This is a genomic window from Methylobacterium planeticum (genome assembly GCF_008806345.1).
Lineage (GTDB): Bacteria > Pseudomonadota > Alphaproteobacteria > Rhizobiales > Beijerinckiaceae > Methylobacterium > Methylobacterium planeticum.
The window spans coordinates 83,289-98,650 of the sequence record NZ_VZZJ01000017.1; the positions used below are offsets into that span (position 1 = coordinate 83,289).

General features: G+C 72.5%; 10 protein-coding genes. 6 read left to right on the forward strand and 4 right to left on the reverse strand.

Going from position 1 to position 15,362, the window contains the following annotated elements; genetic code table 11:
• Positions 1-94: 94 nt before the first annotated feature.
• The 4 genes from F6X51_RS18475 to F6X51_RS18490 all read right to left on the reverse strand — a co-directional run bounded on the left by F6X51_RS18475 (position 95) and on the right by F6X51_RS18490 (position 8,044).
• Positions 95-2,947: a bifunctional transaldolase/phosoglucose isomerase gene (locus tag F6X51_RS18475; protein WP_150965146.1), complete on the reverse strand. Its 2,853-nt coding sequence runs from the start codon at positions 2,945-2,947 to the stop codon at positions 95-97.
• Between the two features lie 261 nt (positions 2,948-3,208).
• The gene (tkt, locus tag F6X51_RS18480; protein ID WP_150965147.1) at positions 3,209-5,284 is read right to left on the reverse strand and encodes a transketolase; all 2,076 of its coding nucleotides are present in this window, start codon (positions 5,282-5,284) and stop codon (positions 3,209-3,211) included.
• A 47-nt stretch (positions 5,285-5,331) separates the two neighbouring features.
• The gene (locus F6X51_RS18485; protein WP_150965148.1) at positions 5,332-7,188 is read right to left on the reverse strand and encodes a glycoside hydrolase family 15 protein; all 1,857 of its coding nucleotides are present in this window, start codon (positions 7,186-7,188) and stop codon (positions 5,332-5,334) included.
• Positions 7,189-7,402: 214 nt separating this feature from the next.
• Positions 7,403-8,044 (reverse strand): hypothetical protein, encoded by a 642-nt coding sequence (locus F6X51_RS18490; protein ID WP_150965149.1) that lies wholly within the window; start codon positions 8,042-8,044, stop codon positions 7,403-7,405.
• Positions 8,045-8,264: 220 nt separating this feature from the next.
• Between F6X51_RS18490 and F6X51_RS18495 the strand changes: the two genes are divergently transcribed.
• The 6 genes from F6X51_RS18495 to F6X51_RS18520 all read left to right on the forward strand — a co-directional run bounded on the left by F6X51_RS18495 (position 8,265) and on the right by F6X51_RS18520 (position 15,253).
• Entirely contained in the window at positions 8,265-8,852 is a 588-nt protein-coding gene (locus F6X51_RS18495) for an ANTAR domain-containing response regulator (protein WP_150965150.1), read from the forward strand.
• Positions 8,849-9,871, forward strand: a complete 1,023-nt coding sequence (locus tag F6X51_RS18500; RefSeq protein ID WP_150965151.1) for a CmpA/NrtA family ABC transporter substrate-binding protein — start codon at positions 8,849-8,851, stop codon at positions 9,869-9,871. Before F6X51_RS18495 ends, F6X51_RS18500 begins: the two co-directional genes overlap by 4 nt.
• 80 nt (positions 9,872-9,951) lie before the next feature.
• Entirely contained in the window at positions 9,952-10,164 is a 213-nt protein-coding gene (locus F6X51_RS18505) for a hypothetical protein (protein ID WP_150965152.1), read from the forward strand.
• Between the two features lie 461 nt (positions 10,165-10,625).
• A complete protein-coding gene (locus F6X51_RS18510) occupies positions 10,626-11,855 on the forward strand; it encodes an NAD(P)/FAD-dependent oxidoreductase (RefSeq protein WP_150965171.1) in 1,230 nt (409 codons plus the stop codon).
• A 12-nt stretch (positions 11,856-11,867) separates the two neighbouring features.
• Positions 11,868-13,655 carry a NirA family protein gene (locus F6X51_RS18515; RefSeq protein ID WP_150965153.1) on the forward strand — a complete coding sequence of 596 codons (1,788 nt, stop codon included), beginning with the start codon at positions 11,868-11,870 and terminating at the stop codon, positions 13,653-13,655.
• The gene (locus F6X51_RS18520) at positions 13,652-15,253 is read left to right on the forward strand and encodes a sulfite reductase subunit alpha (protein WP_150965154.1); all 1,602 of its coding nucleotides are present in this window, start codon (positions 13,652-13,654) and stop codon (positions 15,251-15,253) included. The genes F6X51_RS18515 and F6X51_RS18520 overlap by 4 nt, the downstream gene beginning before the upstream one ends.
• The last annotated feature ends 109 nt before the right edge of the window (positions 15,254-15,362 follow it).

The window sequence follows — 15,362 nt, forward strand, 5'->3', positions numbered from 1 at the left end:
GGTGTCCCGGAGGAGGCGGGATCTCAAGCCTGCCGCCCCCGCCTCCGGCCCCTCCCCGCCGGGGGCGGAGAGAGCCCGTCGCGGTGGAGCGGCGCTAGCCCACCGCGCCCTCGATCGCCGCCGCGATCCGCCTCAGGCCCGCCGCGACATCGCCGCCCTTGATGTGGACCCGCAGGGCCCGGCGCCCGCGCTCGGCGAGAACCGCGACGTCGCCCCGTGCCTGCGCGGCAACCACCGTGCCGAAGCCGAGCTTGCGTCCCGGGATCGCCAGGTCCTCGGTCGGATCGGCGGTGACCTGCAGGAAGACGCCGGAATCCGGGCCGCCCTTGTAGGCCTGCCCCGTCGAGTGGAGGAAACGCGGCCCGAATTCGAGGCAGGTCGCGACGCGGCGCTTGTCGCGCACCGCGATGCGGGCGCGCTGGAGCACCGCCTGATGGGACTCGCTGCGCGCCACGTAGGCGAGGAGGGCGAGGTAGTCGCCCTCGTTGACCCGCGCGAGCTGGGCCCGGATCGCGGCCTCGAGGCCCTCGGCCGCCTGGGGCAGGGCGGCGGCGTTCTTCGGATCGGCGTAAAGGGCGATCGTCGCGTCCTCGAAGAGCGGCGTCTCGGGGGGCAGGGCGCCGCTCGCCTCCGCCGCCTCGAACAGCTTCTTCGTCTCGATCTTGCTCGCCTCGACGTCGGGCTGGTCGAAGGGGTTGATGCCGAGCACCGCCCCGGCGACGGCGGTGGCCATCTCGAAGCGGAAGAATTCCTGCGGCAGCTGCTCGACCGTCTCGAGGGTGATGCGGGCGACCGGGTGCCCCTCGCGCTCGAGGTTGCGCACCGCCTCGTCCTGCTGCAGGTCGGCGAAGCCGTCGAGGCGCAGATACACGAAGAAGCGGTCGCGTCCGTAGACGGCGGGCACGTCGACGGGCTCCCCGTCGATCGGGATCAGGCCCTTGCCCTGCTTGCCCGTCGATTCCGCGATGAGCTGCTCGGCCCAGGCGCCGAAGCTGGCGATCCCCGGCGAGGCGATGATCGTGACCTTGTCGCGCCCCTCGGTACTGGCCGCGGTGCCGAGGGCCGTGCCGAGCAGCACGCCGGGGTTCCGGGCCGGGGGCACGGCCGGGCCGCAGGAGCGGACCATGATGCGGGCGGTGTCGAGGAACTCGGCGACGTCGATGCCGATCGCGGCGGCCGGCACCAGCCCGAAGGCGGAGAGCACGGAGTAGCGTCCGCCGATCTGCGGCACGCCGTGGAAGATCTTGGCGAAACCGTCGGCCTGGGCGGCCTTCTCCATCGCCGAGCCCGGATCGGTGACGGCGACGAAGTGGGAACCGGCCGCGTCGCCGACGACCGCCTTCATGCGGCCCAGGAAGTAGTCGCGGAAGACATTCGGCTCCAGGGTCGAGCCGGACTTGCTCGCCACGATGAAGAGCGTCGAGGGCAGGGCCACCGCCGCCTCGACGGCGCGGACCTCGTCGGGGTTCGTCGAGTCGAGGATGCGCAGGTGCGGGAAGCCGTCGCGATGCCCGAAGGTCTCGGCCAGCACCTCGGGCCCGAGGCTCGAGCCGCCCATGCCGAGCACCACCGCATCGGTGAAGCCGCGCTCCTTCACCCAGGCGGCGAAGGCGGCGTAATCGGCGGCCTTCTCCCGCTCGTCCTCGACGATGCGGAGCCAGCCGAGCCAGCGATCCTCGTCGGCGTTCGACCACACGCTCCTGTCGTGGGCCCAGAGGCGCCGGATCGCGCCGCTCGCGCGCCAGGCCTCCGCGGCCTTGGCGGATTCGGCCTTGAGGGGCTCGCCGAGGCAGAGGGTCTGTCCGTCGAGGCGGTGGCCGAGCAGCGCGGCGCGCTTGTCGGCCACCGCGCCGAGAAGCTTGTCGGCCGCGTCGATGAAGAGCTGCACGCCCTCCTCGACGAGCTGGCGCGCCACCGCGTCGATGTCGATGCCGGCGCGTGCGAGCCGCGCCATCACGGCCTCGGCCCCCGCCACGTCCTCCTCGATCGAGGCCCGCGCGGTCCCGTGGTCGCGGAACGCGTCCATGGTGGCGGGCGGCATGGTGTTGACGGTGTTGGGGCCGATCAGCTCCTCGACGTAGAGCACGTCCGAGTAGGCCTTGTTCTTGGTGCCCGTCGAGGCCCAGAGCAGGCGCTGCGCCTTGGCGCCCTTCCGGGCGAGCGCCGTCCAGCGGGCATCCGAGAAGACGCGCTTGTAGCGCTGGTAGGCGAGCTTGGCATTCGCGATCGCGACCTTGCCCTTGAGGGCCTCGAGGGCCGCCTTCTCGTCGGGGTCGTTGGCGGCGGCGATCGTCTCGTCGAGGCGCTTGTCGATCGCCGCGTCGATGCGGCTGATGAAGAAGCTCGCGACGCTGGCGATCCGGGAGACGTCCTCGCCCTTGGCGGCCCGCTCGGACAGCCCGTCGATGAAGGCGTTGGCGACCGCCTCGTAGGTGTCCTGCGCGAACAGCAGGGTGACGTTGATGCTGATCCCCTCGGCGGTGAGCCGGCGGATCGCCGGGAGGCCGGCGGGCGTCGCCGGGACCTTCACCATCAGGTTGTCGCGGGCGACCGCCTTGTGGAGGCGGCGCGCCTCGACGAGGGTCGCCTCGGTGTCGAGGGCGAGGTAGGGGGAGACCTCGAGGCTGACGTAGCCGTCGGCGCCGTCGCTCGCCTCGTAGACCGGGCGGAGCACGTCGGCGGCGCTCTGGATGTCCTCGATGGCGAGGCCCTCGTAGAGGTCGATGACGCGGCGGTCGCCGGCTTCCTGCACGGCCTTGAGGGAGCCGTCGTACTCGCTCGAGGCGCCGATGGCCTTCTCGAAGATCGACGGGTTCGAGGTGACGCCGCGCAGGCCGTCATTCTCCACGAGCGCCTTGAGCTTGCCCTCGGCGATGAAGCCGCGCGCCACGAAATCGAGCCAGACGGCCTGATCGTATTCGGTGTGGAGGGCCTTGAGCGCGTTCATGCCGATCTCTCCCGCGATGGTCGTGTTGCGGCGCCCCTCGGAGCGGCGACGCCGGTCCCTGTCTCAAACCCTGCCGCGCGCCCCTGCGCGCCCCGTCCCGCGCCGCCGGCCGGCGCGGGACGGCTTGCGCGGCCGGGAGCCGCGAAAATCGGGCGGCCGGTGCGGCCGGCGCCTCCCCCCTCAAGATGGGGCTACGCCGGAGCGCTGCCAGACCGTCCGGCACGCATGGCAGACCTTCCGGCCCGCCCCGCCGCCGGCCGTTCAGCGCTTGTGCCGGGCGATCTGGTCGCGGGCGGCCTGGAGCACCTTCCCGGGGGTGAAGCCGAACTTCTTGAGAAGGTCCGAGAGGGGCGCCGAGGAGCCGAAGGTGTGCATGCCGATGACCGTGCCGGCGGAGCCGGCGTAGCGGTCCCAGCCGATCACCGAGCCCTGCTCGACGGCGACGCGCGCCAACACCTCGGGGGGCAGCACGCTGTTGCGGTAGGCCTCGTCCTGGCGCTCGAACAGGTCCCAGGACGGCATCGAGACGACGCGGACCTTGACGCCCTCTTCCTTCAGGGCCTCGTAGGCGGAGACGCAGAGCTGCACCTCCGAGCCCGAGCCGATCAGGATCACGTCGGGCGTCTCCGCGCCGCCGGCCAGCACGTAGGCGCCCCTGGCGACGCCGGCCGCGCTCGCGTAGGTGTTCCGGTCGAGGGTCGGCAGGGGCTGGCGCGACAGCGCCAGGATCGCCGGCTGGTCCTTGAGGCCGAAGATCACCCGGTAGGCCTCGGCCACCTCGTTGGCGTCCGCGGGCCGGAGGGTGACGAGGCCCGGGATCGCCCGCAGCGAGAGCAGCTGCTCCACCGGCTGGTGGGTCGGGCCGTCCTCGCCCACGCCGATCGAATCGTGCGTGAAGACGTGGAAGATCGGCAGCTCCATCAGCGAGGCGAGGCGGATCGGGGGCCGCATGTAGTCGGCGAAGACCAGGAAGGTGGCGCCGTAGGCCCGCAGGCCGACGAGGCCGAGGCCGTTCACGATCGACCCCATGGCGTGCTCGCGCACCCCGAAATGGATGTTGCGCCCGCCCGGCTCGAAGGGCGACAGGGTGCCGGCCCCCTCGAATTCGAGCTTCGTCTTGTTCGAGGGCGCGAGGTCGGCCGAGCCGCCGAGCATGAAGGGCACGTGCGGCGCGATGGCGTTGAGCACCTTGCCGGAGGATTCGCGGGTGGCGAGGCCCTTGGCGTCCGCCGGGAAGACCGGGATGTCCCGGTCCCAGCCCTCGGGCAGGCGGCCCTCCAGGAAGGCCGCGATGTCCTCGGCATGCTCCGGATCGTTCGCCTTCGCGGCCCCGAGGAAGCCCTCCCACTGCGCGAAGAGCTCGGCGCCGCGCCGGCCGATGCCGTCGCGGAAATGCTCCACCACGCCGTCGGGCACGAGGAACTGCGCGTCCTCGGGCCAGCCATAGGCGCGCTTGGCGCCCCTCACCTCGTCCGGGCCGAGGGCGTCCGAGTGGGCCTTGGCGGTGTTCTGCTTGTTCGGCGCGCCGTAGCCGATGATCGAGTTGACGATGATCAGGGTCGGCCGGTCGGCGGATTGCAGGAAGGTCTCGAGGGCCGAGCGGATCGCCTGCACGTCGTTGGCGTCGGCGACGCGCAGCACCTGCCAGCCATAGGCGAGGAAGCGGCTCGCGACCTCCTCGCTAAAGGCGAGCTCGGTGTGGCCCTCGATCGTGATGGTGTTGTTGTCGTAGATCCAGCACAGGTTCGACAGGCGCAGGTGCCCGGCGATCGAGGCGGCCTCGGCCGAGACGCCCTCCATCAGGTCGCCGTCCGAGCAGATCGCGTAGACGTTGTAGTCGAAGAGCGGCAGGTCGGGCTTGTTCAGCTGCTCGCCGAGGAATCGACCGCCCATCGCCATGCCGACCGAGTTCGCCACCCCCTGGCCGAGGGGGCCCGTGGTGGTCTCGACGCCGGTGGTGAAGTGGTACTCGGGGTGGCCCGGCGTGCGGCTGTCGAGCTGGCGGAACTGCTTGATGTCCTCGAGGCGCACGGCCGGCTCGTTGCCGCCGTCCTCGCGGGCGACGCCGGCGAGGTGCAGGATCGCGTAGAGCAGCATCGAGGCATGCCCGGCCGAGAGCACGAACCGGTCGCGGTTCGGCCAGTGCGGGTGGGCCGGGTCGTAGCGCAGGTACCGGTTCCACAGGGTGTAGGCGACGGGCGCCAGCGCCATCGGGGCGCCGGCATGGCCGGAATTCGCCTTCTGCACCGCGTCGATCGCCAGCGTGCGGATCGTGTCGATGCTGAGCTTCTCGACCTCGCTCAACGCCGCCTTCGGGCCGGAATCTGCGCCGCTCATGTCTGGGCCTTCCTAATTCCTGATCATCACGTTCGGTGTCGCACCCCTCACGCGGGGCCCGCGGCGGACGCGGCCCGTGCCCGAGGGGCAGCCTGGACTTTCGCCGCCGCGCCCCGCTCCTTCGCCGGACCGACGGCCCGGCTGTAGTTGAGGACCGTGTTCACGAGCGCGACGTGGCTGAAGGCCTGCGGGAAGTTCCCGACGAGGCGCTTCTCCACCTGATCGTACTCTTCCGCAACCAGCCCGAGGTCGTTGCACACCCCGATCAGGCGCTCGATCAGGGTGCGGGCCTCGTCGCAGCGGCCGAGGCCGATGAGATTGTCCGCGTACCAGAAGCTGCAGGGCAGGAAGGCGCCCTCGCCCCCCGGCAGGCCGTCCGTGGCCTGCCCCTCGGTGTCGTAGCGCAGCACGAAGCCGTCGCGCAGGAGCCCGCGCCCGATCGCCTCGACGGTTCCGACGACGCGGGGATCGTCCTGCGGCAGGAAGCCCATATGGGCGATCAGCAGCAGGCTCGCGTCGAGGCGCTTCGAGCCGTAATACTGGACGAAGCTGTTGAGTTCCGGATCGAAGCCCTTCTGGCAGACCTCGGCGTGGATCTGGTCGCGCAGGGCGCGCCAGCGCTCGACCGGCGCGTCGCCGGCGAGCTGGTGGTCCTCCTCGTACGAGCGGATGGCCCGGTCGAAGGCGACCCAGGCCATCACCTTCGAGTGCACGAAGTGCTTGCGCCCGCCGCGCACCTCCCAGATGCCCTCGTCCGGCTCGTTCCAGACCTTCTCGAGATGCTGCATCAGGGCGAGGCCGACGCGCCAGCCGTCGCGGTCGCTCGCCATGCCGCGGCGGCGGGCCTGGTAGAGGGCGTCGAACAGCTCGCCGTAGACGTCGAGCTGGAACTGCGCCGACGCGGCGTTGCCGACCCGCACGGGCTTCGAGCCCTCGTAGCCCGGCAGCCAGTCGAGCTCGATCTCAGGCAGCAGCCGCTCGCCCGCGATGCCGTAGAGGATGTGGGCCTGCTCCGGGTTGCCGGCCACCGCCCGCAGCAGCCAGTCGCGCCAGGCCCGGGCCTCCTCGACGAAGCCCGCATCCATCAGCGCCAGCAGCGTGAAGGTCGAGTCGCGCAGCCAGCAGAACCGGTAATCCCAGTTGCGCACGCCGCCGAGCTGCTCGGGCAGGGAGGTGGTGGGCGCCGCCACGATCCCGCCGGTCGGCATGTAGATCAGCGCCTTGAGGGTGAGGAGCGAGCGCTTGAGGACGTCGTCCCAGGGCGTGCCGCAGGCGCAATGGCGCGACCAGTCCCGCCAGAAGCTGTCGGTGGCGGCCAGGACCTTGCGGGGCTCGATCGGCGGCGGGTCGTCCTCGTGGGAGGCGCCGTAGCTCAGGGTGAAGGCCAGGGATTCGCCGGCCCGGATCGTGAACTCCGAGACCGTGGTCTGGCCGAGCCCGTGGAGGGGGGCCTTGGTGCGCAGGACCACCTTGTGGGGGCCCGAGACCGCCCGGAGGTCCCCGAGCTCGTTGTGGGAGACCCAGGGCACCGCCGAGCCGTAATCGAAGCGCAGGGACAGGTCCATCCGCATGGCGACGCGCCCGTGCACGCCCTCGACGAGGCGGATCAGGTGCGAGCCGTCGCCGGCCGGCATGTAGTCGATGATCAGGACCTCGCCCTCGCGGGTCTTGTGGCGCGTCTCCAGCACCAGGGTGCCGTCCCGGTAGCGGCGCGTCGTCTCGACGTGCTTGGCGGCCGGCGCGATGCGCCAGAAGCCGTGATCCCGCGTGCCGAGCAGGGCCGCGAAGCAGGCGGAGGCGTCGAAGCGCGGCCAGCACAACCAGTCGACGCTGCCGTCCCGGCTGATCAGAGCCGCCGTGCGCCCGTCGCCGACGAGGGCGTAATCCTCGATCCTCGCTGCCATGCTGGTCCCTGTTCCCGGGGGGAGGGCCGCGCCCGGGCCCGCCGGATCCCCGGGTGGAGTCCGGGTCTCCCCGGAAATCCCTCGAGCGGACGGGGCCGGCCAAGCCGCGACGAGGTCCACCTAGTCCCGGGAGGCCCCAGGGTCCACCCTGCTCACGCGTTTGCGTGCCGGGGCGCCGCGGCGGGTGCGGGCGCGCACACCCGGTCCGGCCCCGTCAGCGCAGCCGGTCGACCAGGACGCTGACGGAGCCGCCGAGGGCGGCGGCGCCGGTCCGCACCAGGTCGGCGGCCCGGCCGGCCGCCCGCGCGGCCGGCGCGAGGGTCGGGGCGAAGGGGAGGGCGAGGTCGGGCAGGAGCGATTCCTCGGCCTCCGCCTCGGCCTGGTCGGGGCTGGCGGGCTCCACGGCCTTCTCCCAGGCCTTCGCCTCCGCGGGCCGGGCGGCCAGGACAGGCTCGGGCCGGCGCGGGGTCGCCTCGCAGCGCAGGCAGGGCGGGCGCCGCGGCGGCATCGCGGCGATCCGGGGGGCGGGGCGGCTCGCCGTCGCCCGCGGCTCGGCGGGGAGCAGGGGGTAGGCCTGCGCGAAGGCGAGGGCGGCGGGCGCGCGGGGGCCCGGCGGCGGCGCGGCGGGCTCGGGGTAGGCCTGAGGATCGATCACCAGGACCTGCTCGACCGCCGGTGCCGGCCTGTCCTGCGCCGGCCTGTCCTGCGCCGGCTCGCGGCACAGGAAGGAGGCGCCCGCGACCACGAGGGCCGTCACCAGCGTCGGCAGGAAGGGCAGGGTGACGCTCGAGCGGTCGCCGGAGGCGAGGCCGCTCGGCATCGCGTCGGTCGGGCATTGCCGAATCAAGCGACTCACCGCGCACCTCGCCTGCTCTCCGAACCGCCCCGAGAATGCGCCGCGCTTTGCGGCGGAACCTGGGCCGTTTCCTTTCAGCTCGGTAACGCGACGGCGATTTTGGCGCCGACGCGGTCGGGCATGTGCCCGGGCCCGGCCCCGGGGCATGCGGCTTGCGTCCGGTATCGACGTCGCGCTACCGCCCTCGGACGCCAATCAAGATGCCCAACGCCGGGCCCCGATGACCGAATCCAGCCTCACCGTCGCCGTGATCGACCCCAGCCGGGCCCGCGCCGCCATCCTGGAGGAGGGTCTGCGCGCGGCCGGCGTCGGCCGCGTCGTGATCATCCCCGACACGGCCGACCTGCTGGAGCGGGTCTCGGCCCTGAAGCCCGACGTCGTGGTGATCCACCTCGAGAGCCCGAGCCGGGACATCCTGGAGCAGATGTCGGTGGTCTCGCGCCAGGCGGAGCGGCCGGTGGCGATGTTCGTCGACCGCTCGGATTCCACCATGATGCAGGCCGCGGTCGATGCGGGCATCTCGGCCTACGTGGTGGACGGCCTGCGCCAGGAGCGGATCAAGCCGATCCTCGACATCGCGATCCTGCGCTTCAACGCCTTCGCGCGGCTGCAGCGGGAATTGTCCGAGGCCCGGGGCGAGCTCGCCGACCGCAAGCTGATCGAGCGCGCCAAGGGCATCCTGATGAGCATCAAGGGCCTGTCCGAGGACGAGGCCTACAAGCAGCTCCGGCGCAAGGCCATGAACGAGAAGCGCAAGATCGCCGACATCGCCCGCGCGATCGTCACCACGGCGGACCTGCTCGGATGAGGCTGCATCTCGGCTACGTCCCGCTCTGCGACGCCGCCCCGCTCATCGCGGCGGCCGAGATGGGCTTCGGCCGCGAGGAGGGGCTCGACCTCGACCTCTCGGCCGAGCCCTCCTGGGCGACCCTGCGCGACCGGCTGGCGCTGGGCTACCTCGATGCCGCCCACATGCTGGCGCCCCTGGCGCTGGCGAGCGCGGTGGGCCTGAGCGGCCCGCCCGCGGACCTCGCCGTGCCGCTCGGGCTCAACCTCAACGGCAACGCGGTCACCCTCTCGAAGCCCCTGTGGGACGCGATGGCCCCCCCGGACGACGGGCTGGAGAGCGTGGCGCGCGCCCTCGCGCGGGTGGCCGCGGACCGGCGGGCGCTCGGCCGCCCGCTCACCCTCGGCACCGTGCATCCCTTCTCCAGCCACACCTACCAGCTGCGCCACCTGCTGATGCGGGGCGGCCTCGACCTCTCGGCCATCCGCCTCGTCGCGGTGCCGCCCCAGCACAGCGTCGAGACCCTGGCCCGGGGCCTCGTCGACGGCTTCTGCGCCGGCGCCCCCTGGAACGGCGTCGCGGTGGCGGCCGGGATCGGGCGGATCGCGGCGCTCGGCTGCGAGATCGTGCCGGACTGCCCCGAGAAGGTGCTGGCCCTCTCGGGTCGCCTCGGCGGGGCGGCCCTGCCTCTCGTGCGCGCGGTGGCGCGGGCGGGCCTCTGGTGCGGGGAGCGCGCCAACCGGATGGAGCTGGCCCACCGCCTCGCGCGCCGCTCCTATCTGGCCCAGGATGCGGGGCTGATCGCCCGCTGCCTCGAGGGCGAGGTCATCGTCGATTCCGACGGGCGCCGGCGCCGGGCCCCCGACTACATCCGCCTCGGCGCCGCGGCCCAGGCGCCGAGCCCCGGCCAGGCGCGCTGGCTCTTCGCCGAGATGGCGGCGGCCGGCCAGGTCCCCGCCGGCCCCGACCTGCGGGAGGCCATCGAGGCGGTCTACCGGCCCGACCTGTTCGAGGCCGCGGATCTCGGCCCGGCCCGATAAGCACCGGTAGCATGGGTCGCGTTCGTACATACCTGCGGCTGCATGGAACGGGCGGAGCGGACCATCGTTGTCAGCTCGCCATGCCAAGCTGCCGCCGCTCCCTCAGCTCGACCCTGCCGCCCACCGGGCACGACCGAGTGGAGCTGTCGCGCTACGTCAGGCTTCGGGCCGTGCCGCCGCGCCCCTCGAACGACAACCGCGGGCCCTCGGCCCCGAAGCTCTGGCACTGGGCGCTCGCGATCGGCACCGCCCCGACGATCGGCCTCGCGCTGGCCCTCTCGATCCTGATCTGATCCGCCCCACCCCGAACCGCCGCCGACCGGGGAAGGCCGGCCCGCGGTCGGGTGTGCCGGCGCGCGCCGGGCCTTGCCGCGCATCGCTCGCCCATGCCTAAAGCTTGGCCACGCGCAGGACGGTACGGCTTGCCGCATTCGCGTTCAGTCGCCTGAAATTTGTGCATCGCACGCGCGCCGGCCACGCGACCGAGCGGGTCCTTCGGGGCGCGATATTTCTGAACCGTTCCAATCCCTTACGAGGCCGTCCGGCGTCTGGCACGGAACCTGCTCCCATCCTCACGTCCGTCAATGGCGACGGGCAGCACCGTCAGCGAGGCCGCTGATCCGGTCGTCTCAGCGGGCGCTGCCCGGCCGGGAGACGAGCGGCAGCGGCTTTTTTCGTGGCGGACCGCCCACGACCACCGAGGATGAGAACCCGACGCGCGATGGCGATTTCCCGGACGGATTCCCAGGCAGCGATGCGCGAGCGCCTCGTTGTCGTCGGCAACGGCATGGCCTCCCTGCGCTTTCTCGAGCGCCTGACGGAGGGCGCGCCGGGCCTCTACGACGTGACCGTGGTCGGCGCTGAGCCGGTGGCCGCCTACAACCGGGTGCTGCTCTCCTCGCTGCTCGGCGGCGAGGTCGACGAGGCGGCCTGCGCCTTCCGGGGCCTCGACTGGTACGAGAGCCACGGCATCCGCCTCATCACCGGCGCCCCCGTCACGGCGATCGACCGCGGGAACGCCCTGGCGATCGTCGGCGAGACCCACGTCCTTCCCTTCGACAAGCTCGTCCTGGCCGTCGGCTCCACGCCGATCCGCCTGCCGAAGCCCGGCATGGACCTGCCCGGCGTCGTCACCTTCCGCGACCTCGCCGACGTCGCGGCCATCCGCAAGGCGGCGGTCGAGCACGCCCGCGCCATCGTGATCGGGGGCGGCCTGCTCGGGCTCGAGGCGGCGGTGGGCCTCGCCCGGCTCGGCATCGACACGACGCTCCTCCACGTCATGGACCGCCTGATGGAGCGCCAGCTCGACCACGCGGCGGCCGGGCTCGTGAAGCGCGCCATGGAGGCGCGCGGCGTCAAGGTGATGCTCAAGGCCGACACCGCCTCGATCGACGGCGACGGCCGGGTCGAGAGCCTGACCCTCGCCGACGGCACCGTGCTGCCGGCCGACCTCGTGGTGATGTCGGTGGGCGTGCGCCCCTCGGTGGCCCTGGCCCAGGGCGCCGGCCTCGAGATCGGGCGCGGCATCAAGGTCGACGACCGGATGACCAGCTCCGATTCCCGCATCTTCGCCCTCGGCGAGTGCGCCGAGCACCGGGGCATGATCTACGGCCTCGTCGAGCCCGCCTACGAGCAGGCCGAGGTGCTGAGCCGCCACCTCGCGGGGGAGGCCGGCGCCTATCTGGGCACCGCCCTCTCCACCAGCCTGAAGGTCTCCGGCCTGCCCGTCTTCTCCGCCGGCGTGGTCGACACCCCCGAGGGCGCCGAGGCCATCGTGCTGAGCGATCCCGGCGCCGGCCTCTACCGCAAGCTCCTGGTCGAGGGCGAGCGCCTGATCGGCGCGGTCTTCGTCGGCGACATCGGCGAGCAGGGCTGGTGCAAGGCCCTGATCCGGTCCGGCGAGCCGGTGACCCATCATCTCGACGACCTCATGTTCGGGCGCCCGGCAGCCTCGCCGTCCGCCCCCCAGACCCTCGCAGCGTGAAGGAGGCTGATCGTGGCTGAAGACTTCAACGCCGAGCAGAAGCGCTACCTCGAAGGCTTCGCCTCCGGCATCGCGGCGGCGCGCCTGACGGGGGGCCTCGCCCTCGGCCAGGGCGGCGGCGCGCCCGCCGAGCCCACGGGCCCGGACGCGATCCACATCAGGGCGCAGGACGCCACCGCGAAGGCCGGCGGCAAGCTCTGCGAGCAGGAGAAGTGGAAGCGGGCCGAGAACCCCTTCGAGGGCCACAACCGGCTGATCGAGGAGGCCGCCACCGGCAAGGGGCCGAAGCCCGAGGACAATTTCCGCTGGCGCTACCACGGCCTGTTCTGGGTGGCGCCGGCCCAGAACTCGTACATGTGCCGGCTGCGCATCCCGAACGGCATCCTGCAGCACTGGCAATTCGCCGGCATCGCCGAGCTCGCCGACGCGCATGGGGGCGGCTACAGCCACGTCACCACCCGGGCGAACCTGCAGGTCCGCGAGATCACGCCCGAGCACGGCCAGCCCTTCCTCGACGGCCTGATCGACCTCGGCCTGACCGCCCGCGGGTCGGGCGCCGACAACATCCGCAACGTCACGGGCTCGCCGGTGGCCGGCATCGACGCGCAGGAGCTCCTCGACACGCGCCCGCTCGCCAAGTCCTGGCACAACTGGATCCTGAACGACCGCTCGCTCTACGGCCTGCCGCGCAAGTTCAACGTCGCGTTCGACGGCGGCGGCGTCATGCCGGTGCTGGAGGAGACGAACGACATCGGCTTCCAGGCCGTGCGGGTGATCGAGGGCGCGAGCGTCGAGCCCGGCGTGTGGATGCGCCTCGTGCTCGGCGGCATCTCGGGCCACCGGGACCTCGCCCGCGACACCGGCGTGGTGCTGCGCCCCTCCGAGTGCAACCAGGTGGCGGATGCGATCCTGCGGGTCTTCATCCAGAACGGCGACCGCACCAACCGCAACAAGAGCCGGATGAAGTACGTCCTCGACGCCTGGGGCTTCGACAAGTACCTCGCCGCCGTCGAGGAGGTCCTCGGCCGCCGGCTCGCGCGGGTCGATCCGGCCCATATCGCCCCCCGCGGGCCGATGGACCGCTTCGCGCATGTGGGCGTGCACGCGCAGGCGCAGGCGGGCCTGAACTGGATCGGCGTGATCCTGCCCGTCGGCAAGATGACCACCGACCAGATGCGGGCGCTCGCCCGCATCGCCGCCGAGTGCGGCGACGGCGCCATCCGGATGACGGTCTGGCAGAACTTCCTGTTCTCCGGCGTGCCGGACGCGAAGGTGGCGGAGGTCGAGGCCCGCGTGGCGGCGCTCGGGCTCACCACCAGCGCGTCGAGCATCCGGGCCGGGCTCGTCGCCTGCACGGGCAACCGCGGCTGCAAGTTCGCCGCCTCCGACACGAAGGGCCACGCCCTCGTCATCGCCGACTACATCGAGGCGAACCTGACGGAGCTCGACGTTCCGGTGAACGTCCACCTCACCGGCTGCCATCACAGCTGCGCCCAGCACTATATAGGCGATATCGGGCTCATCGGCGCCAAGGTGGTGGTCTCGGAGGAGGGCGACACCGTCGAGGGCTACGACATCGTGGTCGGCGGCGGCTTCGGCGACAGCCCGAAGATCGGCACCGAGATCTGGAAGGCGGTCAAGGCCGAGGATTGCCCCGGCCGGGTCGAGGCGCTGCTGCGCGTCTACCTCAAGGACCGCGAGAGCCGGGCCGAGAGCTTCCAGGCCTTCACGGCCCGCACCGGGCCCGAATCCCTGCGTTCGCTGGCCGAAGACCAGCCCGTCCTGAAGGCCGCAGCATGAGCGAGCACGTCACGCCCCCCCTCGTCCTCATCCCGGAGACCGCCCCCTTCAACGCGGACCAGCGCTCCTGGCTCTCGGGCTACTTCGCGGCCCTCCTCGGCCCCGCCGTCGAGGGCGCGACGGCGCTCGCGCCCGGCGAGGCGCCCGGCGGCCCGCGGCTCGCCGACAACGACGACGCGCCCTGGCACGACCCCTCCCTGCCGATCACCGACCGGATGGAGATGGCCAGGGAACGCCCCGAGCCGCAGAAGCTGATGGCCGCCATGGCCCAGCAGGATTGCGGCCAGTGCGGCTACAATTGCGCCGACTACGCCAACGCGATCTTCCTCAAGAACGAGGAGCGCCTGAACCTCTGCCAGCCGGGCGGCAAGGACACCCTCCGGATGCTGAAGAAGCTCGAGGAGGAGTTCGGCGCGGGCGCCGGCGCCGCCCCGAGGAAGGCCGAGGCCGGCGACGCCCCCGCGAAGCCGGCCGATCTCGGCCCGCTCGGCTTCTGCCGCGAGAACCCCGTCGAGGCGACCTTCCTGTCGCGCACGCGCCTCAACGCGCCGGGGGGCGAGAAGGAGACCTGGCACATCGAGATCGACCTCACGGACACGCCGATCACCTACGCGGTGGGCGACAGCCTCGGGCTGTTCCCCGCCAACGCTCCGGCCCTGGTCGACGCGGTGATCGCCGAGCTCGGCGCCCGGCCCGAGCGGATCATCGGCGGCAAGAGCCTGCGCCAGCGCCTGCTCACTGACTACGCCCTCGGGGCGGCGCCGGACGGCCTCTACCAGCTGCTCTCGCTCCTCACCGCCGGCGAGGCGCGCCGGAAGGCGCAGGCGCTGGCCGCCGGCGAGGACCCGGACGGCGACGCCGCCTATCTCGACGTGCTCGGCGCCCTCCACAAGTTCCCCGGCGCGCGGCCCGACGCCGAGGTCTTCCTCGAATCCCTCGACGAGCTGCAGCCCCGGCTCTACTCGATCTCGTCCTCGCCCAAGGCCGACCCGGGCCGGGTCTCCCTCACGGTCGACGCGGTGCGCTACAACCACCGCTCGCGGCTGCGCCTCGGCGTCGCCTCGACCCATCTCGGCGAGCGCCTGTCCGAGAGGACCACCGTCAAGGTCTACCTGCAGAAGGCGCACGGCTTCGCGCTGCCGGAGGATCTCGGCAAGGACGTGATCATGTGCGGGCCGGGCACCGGCATCGCCCCGTTCCGCGCCTTCCTGCGCGAGCGCGCCGCCACCCGGGCGCCGGGCCGCAACTGGCTGTTCTACGGCCACCAGCGCCAGGCCTCGGACTTCTTCTACAAGGACGAGCTGACGACGCTGCGCGACGACAAGGTCCTGACCCGCCTGTCGCTGGCCTGGTCCCGCGACGGAGCCGAGAAGACCTACGTCCAGGACCGCATGCGCGAGAACGGCGCCGACCTCTGGAAGTGGCTCGAGGGCGGCGCGCATTTCTACGTCTGCGGCGACGCCAAGCGCATGGCCAAGGACGTGGAGCGGGCGATCATCGACGTCGCGGCCCAGCACGGGGGCAAGAACCCGGACGAGGCGGTCGCCTACCTCGCCGCCCTGCGCAAGACCGGCCGCTACCAGGCCGACGTGTACTGAGCGCGCAAGCCCCGTCCCCTCCCGGCCGGGAGGGGACCCCGCGCCGGCCGGCCCGGCTCTTGCTGCGAGGCCTTCGGCCCGCGCGACCGACGAACGCCGCCGACCGCGA

Excerpts from the sequence above, each read along its gene's own strand:
- F6X51_RS18500 (WP_150965151.1), top strand. The coding sequence starts at position 8,849 with ATGAGGCTGCATCTCGGCTACGTCCCGCTCTGCGACGCCGCCCCGCTC.
- F6X51_RS18485 (WP_150965148.1), bottom strand. The coding sequence starts at position 7,188 with ATGGCAGCGAGGATCGAGGATTACGCCCTCGTCGGCGACGGGCGCACG.
- F6X51_RS18520 (WP_150965154.1), top strand. The coding sequence starts at position 13,652 with ATGAGCGAGCACGTCACGCCCCCCCTCGTCCTCATCCCGGAGACCGCC.
- F6X51_RS18475 (WP_150965146.1), bottom strand. The coding sequence starts at position 2,947 with ATGAACGCGCTCAAGGCCCTCCACACCGAATACGATCAGGCCGTCTGG.
- F6X51_RS18495 (WP_150965150.1), top strand. The coding sequence starts at position 8,265 with ATGACCGAATCCAGCCTCACCGTCGCCGTGATCGACCCCAGCCGGGCC.
- F6X51_RS18510 (WP_150965171.1), top strand. The coding sequence starts at position 10,626 with ATGCGCGAGCGCCTCGTTGTCGTCGGCAACGGCATGGCCTCCCTGCGC.
- F6X51_RS18505 (WP_150965152.1), top strand. The coding sequence starts at position 9,952 with ATGCCAAGCTGCCGCCGCTCCCTCAGCTCGACCCTGCCGCCCACCGGG.
- tkt (WP_150965147.1), bottom strand. The coding sequence starts at position 5,284 with ATGAGCGGCGCAGATTCCGGCCCGAAGGCGGCGTTGAGCGAGGTCGAG.